Source organism: Streptacidiphilus sp. MAP12-16 (assembly GCF_041262165.1).
Classification (GTDB): domain Bacteria; phylum Actinomycetota; class Actinomycetes; order Streptomycetales; family Streptomycetaceae; genus Streptacidiphilus.
Map to the genome: position 1 here is coordinate 1 of NZ_JBGCBY010000061.1, position 14,104 is coordinate 14,104.

Sequence of the window (14,104 nt, forward strand, 5' to 3'; positions counted from 1 at the left end):
CCTCCGCCCCGCCCAGACTCTCCCCCAAACTTCGTCCGGGGGTGCCCCCTCCCTCGACCCCCTCCTTCACCCACCCCCCATGTGCCGGTCGGTCTGAGCAGCGTCGATGCCGCCTCTCCCGGGGCCATACGGAGAATCCCGTATGGCCCCGGGCATGCCCAGCCTGGTGGAGTGGCAGGTAACGCATCGAGGAGGTGGTTGCCATGGCCACGGCCATGGACGAGGACAAGGTCATGGAGTTCCTGGGCCGAGTGGTGACGGACGCCGGAGCCGCGGTCGCGGGGCTGTGCACCTCGCTCGGCGACCGGTTGGGCCTGTACACGGCGATGGCCGGGGCCGGACCGCTGACGTCCGCGCAGCTCGCGGAGAAGACCGGGCTCACCGAGAGGTACCTGAGGGAGTGGCTGGCCGCCCAGGTGGCCGGCGAGTACGTGCTCTACGACGCCGACCGGGACGCCTACCTGCTGCCGGACGAGCACGCCGCCGTGCTGGCGGACCCCACCGCGCCCACCTACGCGGCCGGGTTCCTCACCATGATGCAGGCGCTGTACGGGAGCGAGGACGCGCTGATGGAGGCGTTCCGCACCGGGGAGGGCGTGGGCTGGGAGGAGCACAGCGCCGCGTTGTTCGCGGGCACCGCCAAGTTCTTCCGCCCGGGCTACACCGGGGCCCTGGTCTCCGAATGGCTGCCCGCGATGAACGGGACGGTCGGCAAACTGGAGCGCGGCGCCGAGGTCGCCGACATCGGCTGCGGCTACGGCTACTCCACCATGCTGATGGCGCAGGCCTACCCCAAGTCGCACTTCCACGGCTTCGACTTCCACCAGCCGTCGATCGACGCCGCCAGGCAGATCGCCCAGGAACAGGGAGTGGCCGACCGGGTCAGCTTCGATGTGGCCACCGCCCAGAACTTCCCCGGCGACGGCTACGACCTGATCACCTTCTTCGACTGCCTGCACGACATGGGCGACCCCGGTCAGGCCCTGGAACACGCGCAACAGGCCCTCGCCGAGGACGGCAGCTGCATGATCGTCGAGCCCAACGTCTCGGCGGACGTGCGCGAGAACATGAACCCCATCGGCCGCGCGGTGGTCTCCGCCTCGGTCGCCGTCTGCCTGCCCTCCGCGCTCGCCCAGCACGGACCGCAGACGATGGGCAACCATGCCGGAGAGGCCGCGATGCGCCACCTCGCGGACGACGCCGGACTGCACCACTGGAAGCTCGCCGCCGAGAGCCCGGTGAACCGGGTGTACGCCGCGAGCCGGTAGCACACGGCAGACCCTGCCTGGATACGGCTGTGCCGGCAGGGCCACCCGAGGCCACCCGAGCCGCTGCCGGTCCCGGCTTGACCAGGCGCCCCGGGCGGAGCACGCTCCAAGAGTGACTCCGTCCGGGGAGGCCGGACTACGGCGCATCCTGGCCGTCATCGACCTCCTGCTCGATGCCGTCGACGAGGAGACGCTCCTCCCAGCGCTCCTCCCGATGCTGCTCCAGGCAGTCCCGGGGGACAGCCTCACCTGGTCGCTGCGCACCCCCACCGGCCGTCACCCGATCAGCGCGCCGGCCGGACTCTTCGGTCCCGACGCCGTGCACACCTTCTTCCTGCACGCAGCCGCCGACCCGCTCTTCCGCCACACCGACACCGGCAGCGGAGTCCCGCTGCGCCGCTCCGACTTGCAGACCCGCGCCGAATACCATCGGCTCGCCACCTACACCGACGTGCTGCGCCCGGTCGGCGCCGAGTACCAGCTCGCCATGGCCTTTCCGGCCGGCTACACCCGTACCGGTCGGCGCACCGTCTGCTTGTCCGTCAACCGCAGCGGCCGCGACTTCACCCAGACCGATGTGGCCGGAGCGTCCCTGCTGCGAGCCCGGCTGACCCATGCGCTGGACCGGCTCGCCCCACCACTGCCGACACCCGCCGGAGTCACCGCCCGCGAGTCCGCCGTCCTCGACCTGCTCGCCCGTGGACTGACGGACCAGCAGATCGCACACTGCCTCGACGTCTCCGCCCGCACCGTCGACAAGCATCTGGAGCACGCCTACGCGAAGCTCCAGGTGCACGGCCGCGTGGAGGCCGCGAACCTCTGGCTCGCCGCCTCCACCCCGCGCCCACGGTCCAGCTGAGCCCGTGAACCGCCCGGCGCCGCTCCCCAGGCCGCTAGGCGGTGAGCGGCGGGCGGCGGTACTCCTCGGTCGCGTCCAGCAGCCAGTCCGCCAGGTACTGGGCGAAGGACCCGCGTACCAGGAGCCGGTAGGTCGGTTCCGGGTCGACCTGGTGCAGGACCACGTTCACCTTCGAGAGCAGCGTCTGCGCGCAACGGCCAGGCGCGAACGCGCGCGGGTGCAGGTCGAGGGCGCAGCCCTGCTCCAGTACCTGGCGGGCGGCGGGACCGGACAGTTCGAGCGTGGTGCGGTTGGCGGAGACGTCGACCACCGATCCCGGCTCGTCCTCCAGCGCCGCACGCAGCATCGCCGCCGTGGCCGGTGCGGAGCCGTCCGGGCCGACCACGAGCCACTCCTCCGGGCCGAGCCAGAGCACTCGCACGCGGCCCGCCACGGCGACGGTGTTCGGCTCGTTCGGCAGCGGCGCACCCAGTGCCCGCCCGATCCGCTGCGCCGCCGTTCCGCGCGGCTGCAGCTGGAGGTCGAGCTGCGCCAGGAAGGGGATCTCACGCAGACTCACCCCCCGCTCGCCGGTGGTCGAGTGTGCTGCGAAGACGTCGGTGAGGTGCCCGAGCGGGCTGCGGCGCAGGGTGTCAGCCGTCACGGCGGGTTCCCTTCGAGTCGTAGAGGACGGTGTCGGTGATGGTCGCGGCGATTACGCCGCCGGGCAGCGGTGCGTACACCGTCTCGCCCAGCCGTTCCCGGCCGCCCGAGACGAGGGCGAGGGCGAAGGTGCGGCCCAGAGCAGCGCTGCGGTAGCTGGAGGTGACGTGTCCGAGCGCCCGCGTGGGCACGGCCGCTTCGGCGTTCAGCACCAGCTGCGCACCCTCCGGCAGCAGCACGGCGGGATCGACCGGCAGCAGGCCGACCAGCTGCCTGCGGTCGCCTCGCGCGGTGTCGGCCCGCTGGAATGAGCGTTTGCCGACGAAGTCCTTCTGCTTGGAGACGACCCACTCCATGCCGAGGTCCTGCGGGGTGACCGTGCCGTCGGTGTCCTGCCCGACGATCGGGTAGCCCTTCTCGGCGCGCAGCACGTGCATGGTCTCCGTCCCGTACGGGGTGATGCCCAGCGGCTCGCCGGCCTGGATCACCGACTCCCAGGTGGCGAGGCCGTACCAGCTTGCGACGTTGATCTCGTAGGCCAGCTCGCCGGAGAAGGAGATCCGGCAGATGCGGGCCGGAACGCCGCTCGCCAGGCGGGTCTCACGGGCCGTCATGAACGGGAAGGCGTCGTTGGTCACGTCCAGGTCGGGGGCGAGTGCGGCGACGACCTCGCGGGACCGGGGGCCGACGACCGCGACCGTGGCCCACTGCTCGGTGACCGAGGTGAACCGGACCCGCAGCTCGGGCCACTCGGTCTGCGACCACTCCTCCAGCCAGTCCAGGACGCCTGCGGCGTTCCCGGTCGTGGTCGTCATGACGTAGTGGTCGTCCGCGAGGCGCAGGGTCACGCCGTCGTCGAAGACCATGCCGTCGGCCCGGCACATCACGCCGTAGCGGGCCGAGCCGACGGCCAGTTTGGCGAAGGCGTTGGTGTAGACGCGGTTCAGGAACACCCCGGCGTCCGGGCCGATCACGTCGATCTTGCCGAGTGTGGTGGCGTCCATCACCGCGACGCCCTCGCGGGCCGCCCGGCACTCGCGCAGGACGGCCGCCTCCATGTCCTCCCCGGGTTGCGGGTAGTACCAGGGGCGCTTCCACTGGCCGACGTTCTCGAAGACCGCGCCGTGCTCGACGTGCCAGGGGTGGACCGCGGTGGTGCGCACCGGGTCGAACAGCTTGCCGCGCTCGCGGCCGGCCAGCAGCGCGAAGGAGACGGGGACGTAGGGGCCGCGGAAGGTGGTGGTGCCGATCTCGCCCGGCGATCGGGCGCCCAGCAGCCGGGCGATGACGCCGGTGGAGCTCACTCCGGACGCCTTGCCCTGGTCGTGGGCGGTGCCGATGGTGGTGTACCGCTTGATGTGCTCGGCCGAGCGCATACCGGCCCGGATCGCGCGCTGCACGTCCGCCACGGTGGCGTCACGCTGCAGGTCCACGAAGTGGTCCTGCCAGTCGGCCGGGTCGCCGTTCTCGCCGGGCACGATCCACACCGGTCGCGGCCGCGAGGGCGGCGCGTCCCCGGAGTTGGGCGGGGTGGCGGGCACGGCGATCGGGAAGCCGGCCTGTCCGGCCGCGCCGGCCCCGGCGGCGAACCCGTCGTCGAGGCATCCGGCGAGATCGAGGACGCCGCGCGCGGCGCCGGCGCTCTCGACGCGCTGCGCCGCCTGCGCCGGGATGAACGCGGCGAGCTCCTCGTCGTAACGCAGGCTGCCCTGGGACTGGCTCCACAGCTGCACGGCCGGGCTCCAGCCCCCCGACACCGCGAGCAGGTCGCAGGCAAGCTCGCGGACGGTGCCGGCGATCGCGTCGTCGGCGTCGAGCGCGGCGATCCGGACGGCCGTCACCCGCGCGTCTCCCCGGGTGCCGACCACCGCCGATCCGGTGAGCACCTCGATCCCGGCCCGGCGTGCGGCCTCGACGAGGCCGGCTGGCGGCTCGGGCCTGGTGTCGACCAGGGCCGGCACCTCCGCACCGGCGGCGACCAGCGCCAGCGCGGTCGCGTAGGCGTGGTCGTTGGTGGTCAGCACGACGGCGCGGCGACCCGGCAGCACCGCGTACCGGTTCACGTAGCTGCGCACGGCGGCGGCGGACATGACGCCGGGCAGGTCGTTGCCCGCGAAGACCATCGGCCGCTCGTGCGAGCCGGTCGCCAACACCACCCGCCGGGCCCGGACGTGCCACAGCCGCTGCCGCGAGACGCCGGGGACCGGGGCCGGGCCGAGGTGGTCGGTGCGGTGCTCGGCGACGAGCAGGAAGTTGTGGTCGTAGTAGCCGGTCGCGGTGGACCTGGTGAGGATCCGGGTGTCCGCCTGCGCGGACAGCTCCGCACGCACGGCCTGCACCCAGTCGAGGGCCGGACCGCCGTCGATCTCCTCCTGGCCGGAGAGCAGTGATCCGCCGAGTTCCGGCTGGTCGTCGACCAGCACCACCCGTGCGCCCGAGCGCCCCGCCGCGAGTGCGGCGGCGAGGCCGGCCGGGCCGCCGCCGACGACCAGGACGTCGGTGTGGACGTGCATCTTGTCGTACACGGACTCGTCCGGGTTGGGGTCGAGCCGACCGAGGCCGGAGAGGCTGGTCGCGGTCAGGCCCTCGTACAGCTCGACCGTCGTCGCCAACTGCATCGGCTCGGAGCAGGGTCCGTCGATCTGGACCAGGGCGTTGGGCTCCTCCACCCCGGCCGTGACGACGCCGCGCGGCCGCCTGCGGTAGAGGCTGGGGGCCGCGTGCAGCACGCCGTTGGCGAGCAGGGCGGAGGCGAGGGTGTCGCCGCGCAGTCCGGTGTACTCCACGCCGTCGTAGCGGAAGCGCAGCGGAGCGGAGCGGTCGAGCCGTCCGCCGTGGGGGAGGCGGCTGGAGAGCAGGTGCGACGTGGTCATGGGGTGATCACCGGCTTCGGCTGGCCGACCGCCACCGAGCGATTGCTCTGCACGGCCAGGATCTCGTGGGTGACGGTGTCGCGGACGACGTTGAACCAGCGCCGGCATCCGGCGGCGTGCGACCAGCGTTCCGCGAACGGTCCCTTGGGGTTGTCGCGGACGAACAGGTACTCGCCCCACTCGTCGTCGGACAGCGCCGAGGGGTCGGCGGGGTGGCCGACGTGGGCCTGGCCGCCGTAATGGAACTCGAGCTCTTCGCGTTCGCCGCACCAGGGACAGGCGATCAGCAGCATGGGGACTCCTGCCGGGTGGTGGTCAGTGGGCCACGGCGGCGGCGCCGTGCTCGTCGATGAGGGCGCCGGTGGTGAACCGCTCCAGCGCGAAGGGCGCGGCCAGCGGGTGCGGCTCGCCGGTGGCGATCGTGTGCGCGTAGACCCACCCGGAGGAGGGCGTCGCCTTGAAACCGCCGGTGCCCCAGCCGCAGTTGAGGTAGAGGTTCTCCACCGGCGTGGGGCCGATGATCGGCGAGGCGTCGGGGGTGACGTCGACGATGCCGCCCCAGGTGCGCAGCACGTGCGCCCGGGCGAAGATCGGGAACAGTTCGAGTGCGGCTGCCATCTGATGCTCGATCATATGGAAGGAGCCGCGCTGGCCGTAGCCGTTGTAGGAGTCCACGCCGGCGCCCATGACCAGCTCGCCCTTGTGCGCCTGGCTCACGTACACATGCACGTGGTTGGACATCACCACGGTGGGGTGCACGGGTTCCAGCAGCTCGGACACGAGTGCCTGCAGCGGGTGGCTCTGCACCGGCAGCCGCAGCCCGGCCAGTTCGGCGAGAACGCTGCTGTGCCCGGCCGCTGCCAGCGCGACCCTGCCGGCGGCGATCGGGCCCCGGTTGGTCTGCACGCCCACCACGCGGTCGCCGTCCCGCAGGAATCCGGTGACCTCGCAGCCCTGGATCAGGTCGACGCCGTACTCGTCCGCCCTGCGGGCCAGCGCCCAGGCGACGTGGTCGTGCTTGGCGATGCCGGCCCGGGGTTGCAGTGTGGCGCCGAGCACCGGGTAGCGGACGTCGGGGGAGGTGTTGACGATCGGGCAGAAGTCGCGCACCTGGTCGGTGTCGAGCCACTCCGCGTCGACCCCGCCGAGCCGGTTGGCGTTGACCCGGCGGGTGCCCTCGCGGACGTCCTGCAGGGTGTGCGCCAGGTTGAGCACGCCGCGCTGGCTGAACAGGAAGTCGTAGTCCAACTCCTCCGGCAGCACCTCCCAGAGCTTGAGCGCGTGCTCGTACAGCGCCGCGCTCTCCTCACAGAGGTAGTTGGAGCGGATGATGGTGGTGTTGCGGGCCATGTTGCCGCCGGCCAGCCAGCCGCGCTCGAGCACGGCGACGTTGGTGATGCCGTGGTTGCGGGCGAGGTAGTAGGCGGTGGCCAGCCCGTGCCCGCCCGCGCCGACGATGACCACGTCGTAGGAGCGCTTGGGGTCGGGGGTGCGCCACAGCCAGTCGGGGTGCTCGGGCAGCTGGTGGGACATCGCGGGACTCCTGGAGAGGTGCGGCGTCGGGGCGGTGGCGTCGGGGCAGTGGGCTTCAGTGGAAGACGACGGTGCGGGAGCCGTTGAGCAGGACCCGGCGCTCGACGTGCCACTGCACGGCATGCGCCAACGCGAGCGACTCCGCGTCGCGGCCGACGGCGACCAGGTCCTCGGGCGAGAGTGCGTGGTCCACGCGGATGACCTCCTGCTCGATGATCGGGCCCTCGTCGAGGTCCGGGGTCACGTAGTGGGCGGTCGCGCCGACCAGCTTGACGCCGCGGGCGGCGGCCTGGTGGTACGGCTTGGCGCCCTTGAAGCTGGGCAGGAACGAGTGGTGGATGTTGATGGCCCGCCCGTCCAGCTTCTTGCACAGGTCCTCGGAGAGGACCTGCATGTAGCGGGCGAGCACCACCAGGTCGATCCGGTGCTCGGCCACCAGGCCCAGCAGCCGTGCCTCGGCCGCGGGCTTGGTCGCCGCGGTCACCGGGATGTGCTCGAAGGGGATGCCGTACGAGGCGGCGAGACCCGCGAACTCGGTGTGGTTGGACACGATCAGCGGGATGTCGACCGGTAGCGAGCCGGTGCTCCACCGGTACAGCAGATCATTGAGGCAGTGACCGAATCTGGAGACCATGAGCAGCAGCCGCGGCCGCTCGGCGACATCGTGCAGCTCCCACTCCATCGCGTGGTGGGCGGCGATCGCGCCGAAGCCGTCCCGGAGGGAGTCGACGGTCGTGTCGGGATCGGCGGTGGTGAAGTGGACCCGCATGAAGAAGCGGCCGGACTCCCGGTCGCCGTACTGCCGGTTGTCGACGATGTCGCAGGTCCGCTCGACCAGGAAGCCGGAGATCGCGTGCACGATGCCGGGGCGTTCCGCGCAGGTCAGCGTCAGGAGGAATCCTTCGCTGTTCGCCATGGTGAGTCACCTCCTCAGCGCTGTTTCAGACTACGCACACTGTTGCGCCAATCACAACAGTTTGGCAAGGGGGTGGCCGGGGCCTTGACGGCTCCTTACCCGTTCCGGAAACTGTTGCGCAGTATGAACGCAGTTTCGCTAAGAGAAACTCGCTGCTTGCAGCACCCTCGCCAGACTCGGAGAATCGGCCTCAGCGCCCCGGAGAGCAACGGCAGGACACCATGACCTTGCAGCAGTACGACTTCATCATCGTCGGCGGAGGCTCGGCGGGCTGCGCGCTCGCGGCCCGGCTCAGCGCCGACCCTGCCAACCGGGTGCTGGTGCTGGAGGCGGGCCGGCCCGACTACCCGTGGGACGTCTTCATCCACATGCCGGCCGCGCTGACCTTCCCGATCGGCAGCCGGTTCTACGACTGGAAGTACGAGTCCGAGCCGGAACCCTTCATGAACGGGCGGAAGATCTACCACGCCCGCGGCAAGGTCCTCGGCGGCTCCAGCAGCATCAACGGCATGATCTTCCAGCGCGGCAACCCGCTCGACTACGAGCGCTGGGCCGCCGACCCGGGGATGAAGGACTGGGACTACGCCCACTGCCTCCCCTACTTCAAGCGCATGGAGAACTGCCTCGCCGACCAGGAGGGCGTCGGCGGCTTCCGCGGACACGAGGGCCCCCTCGTGCTGGAACGCGGACCGGTCACCAACCCGCTGTTCGGCGCGTTCTTCGAGGCCGTGCAGCAGGCCGGCTACCCGCTCACCGACGACGTCAACGGCTACCGCCAGGAGGGCTTCGCCGCCTTCGACCGCAACCTGCGGCGCGGCCGCCGGCTCAGCGCCGCCCGCGCCTACCTGCACCCGGTCATGGGCCGGCCCAACCTCGACGTGCAGACCCGTGCGCTGGTCACCCGAGTGCTCTTCGACGGCAAGCGCGCGGCCGGCGTGGAGTACAGCCAGGGCAAGACCCTGCACCGCGTCAGCGGCGGCAAGGTGATCCTCTCCGGCGGCGCGATCAACTCCCCGCAGCTGCTCCAGCTCTCCGGGGTCGGCAACGAGGCGGAGCTGGACGCGCTCGGCATCAAGACCGTGCAGCACCTGCCGGGCGTCGGCGAGAACCTCCAGGACCACCTGGAGGTGTACGTCCAGCACGCGTGCAAGCAGCCGGTGTCCATGCAGCCGGCCATGAAGATGTGGCGGCGCCCCTTCATCGGGGCCGAGTGGCTGTTCCTGCGCAAGGGCCCCGGGGCGACCAACCACTTCGAGGGCGGGGGCTTCGTTCGCAGCAACGAGGACGTCGCCTACCCCAACCTGATGTTCCACTTCCTGCCCATCGCGGTGCGCTACGACGGCTCCGCGCCGGCCGGCGGGCATGGCTACCAGGTGCACATCGGCCCCATGTACTCGGACGCCCGCGGCTCCGTGAAGATCAAGTCGAGGGATCCGCGCGAACATCCGGCGCTGACGTTCAACTACCTCTCCACCGAGCAGGACCGGCGCGAGTGGGTCGAGGCGATCCGGGTCACCCGCAAGATCCTCGGCCAGGACGCCTTCGCCGAGTACAGCGACGGCGAGATCTCGCCCGGCCCGGACGTCTCGACCGACGAGGAGATCCTGCAGTGGGTCGCCCGGGACGGCGAGACCGCCCTGCACCCCTCCTGCACCGCGAAGATGGGCACCGACGAGATGTCGGTCCTTGACCCGTCCACCCTGGAGGTCCACGGCCTGGAAGGGCTGCATGTGGTCGACGCGTCCTCGATGCCGTACGTGACCAACGGAAACATCTACGCCCCCGTGATGATGCTCGCCGAGAAGGCCGCCGACCTCATCCTGGGCAACACCCCGCTGGAGCCCGATACGGCCGAGTTCTACCGCCACCAGTCGGCCGCGAGCTGACCCGACACCGCTCGACCACCGCGACCCGTGCGGCGGACCGGACCCCCACCGGCCCGCCGCACGTCCCCGAAAGCCCCTAGGAGGGTGCCGGTCAGGTCTGCCAGTAGACGTTGTAGTGCTGGTGGTGCATGCGGGCGATCGGGACGAGGGTGACCGTCTCGCCGTCCGCGTTGGCCTGGAACGTCAGCGGCCGGGTCGCGGTCACCGTGGGCGAGGCGGGATCGAGCCGTGGCATCTGGGCGACGGCGCGGTCGCCGTAGGCGCCGCTCAGGACGATCGGACCGTAGGTTACCGCCTGCGCGGAGGGCTCGTCCGGCGTCGGGTTGAGTGCGAGCCGCATCGGCAGGGTGACCGCGATCTGGTCGCCGGTGCGCCAGCGCCGGTCGAGGACGAGCCAGCCGCCCGGTGCCGGTGCCGCGGGGAGCTGGACGCCGTTCAGTCGCACCTGCGGAGTCGCGGCGACCCAGGACGGGACGCGCACGCGCAGGACCATGGCGGCGTCGCCGGACACGATCTCGATCCGGGTCCCGGGTTCGTCGGGGAAGCCGGTGGTCTGCCGCAGCGTCACCCCCTTGTCGGCCCAGGTCACCTCCGAGGGGATGAACAGGTTGACCGACAGGCTGTCCCGGTCGTGGGAGTAGATGGTGTCGGCGAACTTCGCCTGGGTCTCCAGGCCGGTGGCGTGGTCGCAGGAGAAGTTGTCGTAGTCCGTGGAGTACACGTCCGGGTCGGAGCCCATGAAGCGGGGCTGTTGCTTGAACGCCCCCGGCGACAGGCCGGTGTAGTAGATGTTGAAGCCGTGCGCGGAGTCCGGGTCCTGTTCGCCCAGCATCTGGTTGAACAGTGTGCGCTCGTAGTAGTCGAGCAGGTCCACCCGGTCGGGCTGGTTGAAGTGCAGCAGCCTGGTCAGTTTGAGCATGTGGTAGCTGCAGCAGTTCTCGCAGGTGAGATTGCTCAGCTGGGCTGCGATGCTGTCCGGTTCCTGGAAGTGCTCGTAGTTGCTGGTCCCGCCGGTGACATAGGTGTGGTGGGCGGTGACGATCTGCCAGAAGTTCGCGGCGATGGCGTGGTAGCGGCTGTCTCCGGTCTCCTCCCAGAGGCGCAGGCAGGAGATCATCTTGGGGATGGTGGTGTTGGCGTGGTTCCCGGCGAGCTCGTCGGTACCGCGCGCCAGCGGGTCGAAGATCCGGGCGTGGTAGAACCGATCCGCGGCCCGGAGGTACTTCGCGTCACCGGTGAGCCGGTACACGTTCGCCAGTGCCTCGGCGATCGCGCCGTGCTCGTCCTCCAGCACCTGCTGCATCTGCGCGTAGGACAGGCGCCCGGTGCGCCGGTCCACCCAGTCGGCGAGGCGGACCGCGACCTCCAGCGCCTGCGCGTTGCCGACCAGTTCGTACTGGTCGATCAGGCCCGCCATGATCTTGTGGATCATGTAGTAGGGGGCCCAGACCGGGCGGCCGGCTTCGAGCAGGTCGAAGAACGTCTCCGGGAAGGCGGACAGATAGCCCTCGTTCCGGCCCATCCGCGGGGACCGTGCCTGGCACAGTGCGAGCTGGGAGACGAGATAGCTCCCCTTGTCGGCGGCTGCCTGGTCCGCGGTGTTGGCGTAGGTCAGCGCCAGTGCGGACAGCAGGTGTCCGGTGCAGTGGCCGCGTACCTCGGAATCCGGAGCCTCCCACCCACCGCACGGCCCGGCCATGGGCGGCAGGTCGACGTTGCGACGGAACGTGTACAGCAACCGGTCCGGGTCCACGAAGTGCAGGTAGTCGGTGTTGCGCGTCTGGTTCGCCCGGAACGGGCCGTCCAGCAGCCGTACCGCCGCCAGCGGGAACGCCCCAGCCAGCCCGGCGACGCCGTCGCCGACGTAACCGCCGGTCGGCACCGCCCGCCCGCCCCGCGCCGCGTGCGCGCCCTTCGACAGGCACCCCGCCAGCGCGGCACCAGCCGCGACCCCTCCCGCAGCGGCGAGGACCGTCCTTCTGCTGACCGGATGCGAGGTCATACTGGACTCCTCGCTGCCACTCGGGACGCGGTCGAGGGTAGAACCTTCAACCAGCGTACCGGCGCGGCAGTTCGGCAGGCGATGGCCTCCCGGCGGCCGGCCGGGCCGACACAGCGCACCGGTCCTTCGGAAGCGTCGGGGTACCCGGTTGCTTTGCCCAAACGCCGCTGACAGGGTCTTGGCCATGCCTACCTTCTCCGCGCCTGATGGAACCCAGCTCGCCTACCGCGTCGGCGGAGACGGCGACCCGGTCATCTGCCTCCCGGGAGGGCCCACGGACTCCAGCTACCTCGGGGAGCTCGGGGACCTGTCCAGGCACCGCCGGCTGATCCGTCTGGACCTTCGCGGTACTGGCCGGTCGGCGATTCCCGAAGACACCACCTCCTACCGCTGCGACCGTCTTGTCGACGATGTCGAAGCCCTGCGCGAACACCTCGGACTTCCCCGGATTGATGTGCTCGCTCACTGCGCGGGCGCGAACGTCGCGGCCCAGTACGTGGCCCGGTACCCGGCGAACGTCAGCAAGCTGACTCTGATCACTCCCAGCACCAGGGCCGTCGGCATCACGATCACTGCGGAGACGCGACGGGAGACCGCGCAGCTCCGGAAGAACGAGCCATGGTTCCCGGCGGCGTTCGCCGCTCTGGAGGCGATCAGTGCCGGCAAGGCCAAGGACGACGACTGGCAAGCCATCGCTCCCTTCTTCTGCGGCCGATGGGACGCCGCGGCAAAGGATCTTCATGCGGCGAGCCAGCCGACCAACATGGAGGCTGTCAGTCTCTTCGGATCCGACGGCGCGTTTGATCCCGAGACCACGCGATCGGCGCTTGCCGCCTGTCAGGCTCCCGTCCTGCTGCTCGCCGGAGAGTTCGACCTGAACAGCCCTCCTCAGTCGACGGTCGAGTTCGCTGGGCTGTTCCCGAACGCGGAACTCGTCGTTCAGCCCGGTGCAGGCCACTACCCCTGGCTCGACGACGCCGACCAGTTCGTGGCGACCACCGCGGCGTTCCTGCGGTAGCCGACCACCCGGTCAGCTGATGGACCCCACCGGCAGGTCAACGACATGCTCGGGCCAGAAGGGCCGCATGCGGCAGCACCAGCCGGCCGTCAGCCCCGGCGAACTCCCTGCAGAGCAGCTCGAAGTGACGCTTGATCTCCGCACGGGTCTCACTCGGCCGGCTCACCACGATCTGGCCGATGAAGCCGACGCTGGCAGCCGGGCCGCTCCACCACTCCTCGGCAGTGGCCCGGTGATCCCAGCGGATCGTCTCGCACGCCGCTTCCCGTAGCCCGGCCGACGCCATCAGACCGGTCAGGCCCTCCGGGTCGCGCGGGAAGTCGTCCTCGGGCGCGAGTGGGGGCAGATGCGGCGGCCGCACCACGCCAGCGGCTTCGACTGCCCGGCCCAGCAACGCCTGACCGGACGCGGCAGGGACAGCCCAGATGGTCAGCGCGATCCGTCCCCCGGGCCGGACCACCCGCCGGAGCTCTGCCAGGGCATCCCTGGGGCTACCTACGTGGTTGAGCACGAAGTTGCCGACCACGGCGTCGAACGTGCCGTCGCCGAACGGAAGCTCCGGCAGGACCGCCAACTGGACCTCGGCAGAGGGGACCGCCCGCGCGGCCAACTCCACCATGCTGGGCTCGGCGTCGACCGCCGTCACCTTCGCCCCGCGCTCGCACGCCGCCGCCGCGACCGTCCCGGTCCCCGTCCCCACGTCGAGAACCCCGACACCCTCCCGAACCTCTGCCGCGTCCAGCAGCTGCGGGACCGGATACGCACACAGACCGGCGAAGCTCCCGGCGAACGCAGCCGCCCGCCCAGCCCAGGTCCGCCGTTCATACGCATCGAAGATCGTCACCGTGGCCATTCCCCTCCCCGCTCCCCGCCGCGAAGAGATCGACATCACGGCTGGCCAGGACCCTAGCGCAGAGCAGCTGGTTACAGGTCGGGGTAGAGGGGGTGTTTGTCGGCCAGGGCGGTGACGCGGGCCGCCAGTGCGGTGCGGGTGGTGTCGTCGAAGGTGGGCTTGAGGGTTTCGGCGATGATGTCGGCGACTTCGGTGAAGTCGGTGGGGCCGAAGCCGCGGGTGGCCAGGGCGGGGGCGCCGATGCGTAGGCCGGA

At 70.9% G+C, this 14,104-nt stretch carries 11 protein-coding genes and 1 pseudogene; 4 read left to right on the forward strand and 8 right to left on the reverse strand.

Going from position 1 to position 14,104, the window contains the following annotated elements; translation table 11 throughout:
- Nucleotides 1–203 precede the first annotated feature (203 nt).
- Together ABIA33_RS37565 and ABIA33_RS37570 are read left to right on the forward strand one after the other, a co-directional pair.
- Nucleotides 204–1,268, forward strand: coding sequence for a class I SAM-dependent methyltransferase (locus ABIA33_RS37565; protein ID WP_370088629.1), 1,065 nt, complete (start codon nt 204–206; stop codon nt 1,266–1,268).
- Nucleotides 1,269–1,380: 112 nt separating this feature from the next.
- Nucleotides 1,381–2,127: a response regulator transcription factor gene (locus ABIA33_RS37570; RefSeq protein ID WP_370088631.1), complete on the forward strand. Its 747-nt coding sequence runs from the start codon at nt 1,381–1,383 to the stop codon at nt 2,125–2,127.
- 34 nt (nt 2,128–2,161) lie between these two features.
- Here ABIA33_RS37570 and ABIA33_RS37575 read toward each other — a convergent pair whose 3' ends face one another.
- Genes ABIA33_RS37575 through purU form a run of 5 tightly spaced genes read right to left on the reverse strand, consistent with a single transcriptional unit; the run spans nt 2,162 to nt 8,091 of the window.
- On the reverse strand, nt 2,162–2,770 hold the full coding sequence (locus tag ABIA33_RS37575; protein ID WP_370088633.1) for a sarcosine oxidase subunit gamma: 609 nt from the start codon (nt 2,768–2,770) through the stop codon (nt 2,162–2,164).
- Nucleotides 2,760–5,642 carry a sarcosine oxidase subunit alpha family protein gene (locus ABIA33_RS37580; protein ID WP_370088636.1) on the reverse strand — a complete coding sequence of 961 codons (2,883 nt, stop codon included), beginning with the start codon at nt 5,640–5,642 and terminating at the stop codon, nt 2,760–2,762. Before ABIA33_RS37580 ends, ABIA33_RS37575 begins: the two co-directional genes overlap by 11 nt.
- A complete protein-coding gene (locus ABIA33_RS37585; protein WP_370088638.1) occupies nt 5,639–5,935 on the reverse strand; it encodes a sarcosine oxidase subunit delta in 297 nt (98 codons plus the stop codon). Before ABIA33_RS37585 ends, ABIA33_RS37580 begins: the two co-directional genes overlap by 4 nt.
- Nucleotides 5,936–5,957: 22 nt before the next feature.
- Nucleotides 5,958–7,175 carry a sarcosine oxidase subunit beta family protein gene (locus tag ABIA33_RS37590; protein ID WP_370088640.1) on the reverse strand — a complete coding sequence of 406 codons (1,218 nt, stop codon included), beginning with the start codon at nt 7,173–7,175 and terminating at the stop codon, nt 5,958–5,960.
- 55 nt (nt 7,176–7,230) lie between these two features.
- Nucleotides 7,231–8,091 (reverse strand): formyltetrahydrofolate deformylase, encoded by an 861-nt coding sequence (gene purU / locus ABIA33_RS37595; protein ID WP_370088642.1) that lies wholly within the window; start codon nt 8,089–8,091, stop codon nt 7,231–7,233.
- A gap of 221 nt (nt 8,092–8,312) precedes the next feature.
- On the opposite strand from purU, the gene betA reads away from it, so the two are divergent.
- Entirely contained in the window at nt 8,313–9,977 is a 1,665-nt protein-coding gene (gene betA / locus ABIA33_RS37600; protein WP_370088644.1) for a choline dehydrogenase, read from the forward strand.
- Between the two features lie 91 nt (nt 9,978–10,068).
- Here the strand turns inward: betA and ABIA33_RS37605 are convergent, their stop codons facing one another.
- Nucleotides 10,069–11,979 (reverse strand): glycoside hydrolase family 127 protein, encoded by a 1,911-nt coding sequence (locus tag ABIA33_RS37605; RefSeq protein WP_370088646.1) that lies wholly within the window; start codon nt 11,977–11,979, stop codon nt 10,069–10,071.
- 184 nt (nt 11,980–12,163) lie between these two features.
- Between ABIA33_RS37605 and ABIA33_RS37610 the strand changes: the two genes are divergently transcribed.
- Nucleotides 12,164–12,997 (forward strand): alpha/beta fold hydrolase, encoded by an 834-nt coding sequence (locus tag ABIA33_RS37610; RefSeq protein ID WP_370088648.1) that lies wholly within the window; start codon nt 12,164–12,166, stop codon nt 12,995–12,997.
- Between the two features lie 37 nt (nt 12,998–13,034).
- On the opposite strand, the gene ABIA33_RS37615 is transcribed toward ABIA33_RS37610, so the two are convergent.
- Entirely contained in the window at nt 13,035–13,841 is an 807-nt protein-coding gene (locus ABIA33_RS37615) for a class I SAM-dependent methyltransferase (protein ID WP_370088650.1), read from the reverse strand.
- Nucleotides 13,842–13,921: 80 nt separating this feature from the next.
- Nucleotides 13,922–14,104: pseudogene (locus ABIA33_RS37620) on the reverse strand (serine hydroxymethyltransferase); the annotation flags it as partial.

Coding starts and splice junctions, on each gene's coding strand:
- ABIA33_RS37565 (WP_370088629.1), top strand. CDS start 204: ATGGCCACGGCCATGGACGAGGACAAGGTCATGGAGTTCCTGGGCCGA.
- ABIA33_RS37580 (WP_370088636.1), bottom strand. CDS start 5,642: ATGACCACGTCGCACCTGCTCTCCAGCCGCCTCCCCCACGGCGGACGG.
- ABIA33_RS37585 (WP_370088638.1), bottom strand. CDS start 5,935: ATGCTGCTGATCGCCTGTCCCTGGTGCGGCGAACGCGAAGAGCTCGAG.
- ABIA33_RS37590 (WP_370088640.1), bottom strand. CDS start 7,175: ATGTCCCACCAGCTGCCCGAGCACCCCGACTGGCTGTGGCGCACCCCC.
- purU (WP_370088642.1), bottom strand. CDS start 8,091: ATGGCGAACAGCGAAGGATTCCTCCTGACGCTGACCTGCGCGGAACGC.
- betA (WP_370088644.1), top strand. CDS start 8,313: ATGACCTTGCAGCAGTACGACTTCATCATCGTCGGCGGAGGCTCGGCG.
- ABIA33_RS37605 (WP_370088646.1), bottom strand. CDS start 11,979: ATGACCTCGCATCCGGTCAGCAGAAGGACGGTCCTCGCCGCTGCGGGA.
- ABIA33_RS37610 (WP_370088648.1), top strand. CDS start 12,164: ATGCCTACCTTCTCCGCGCCTGATGGAACCCAGCTCGCCTACCGCGTC.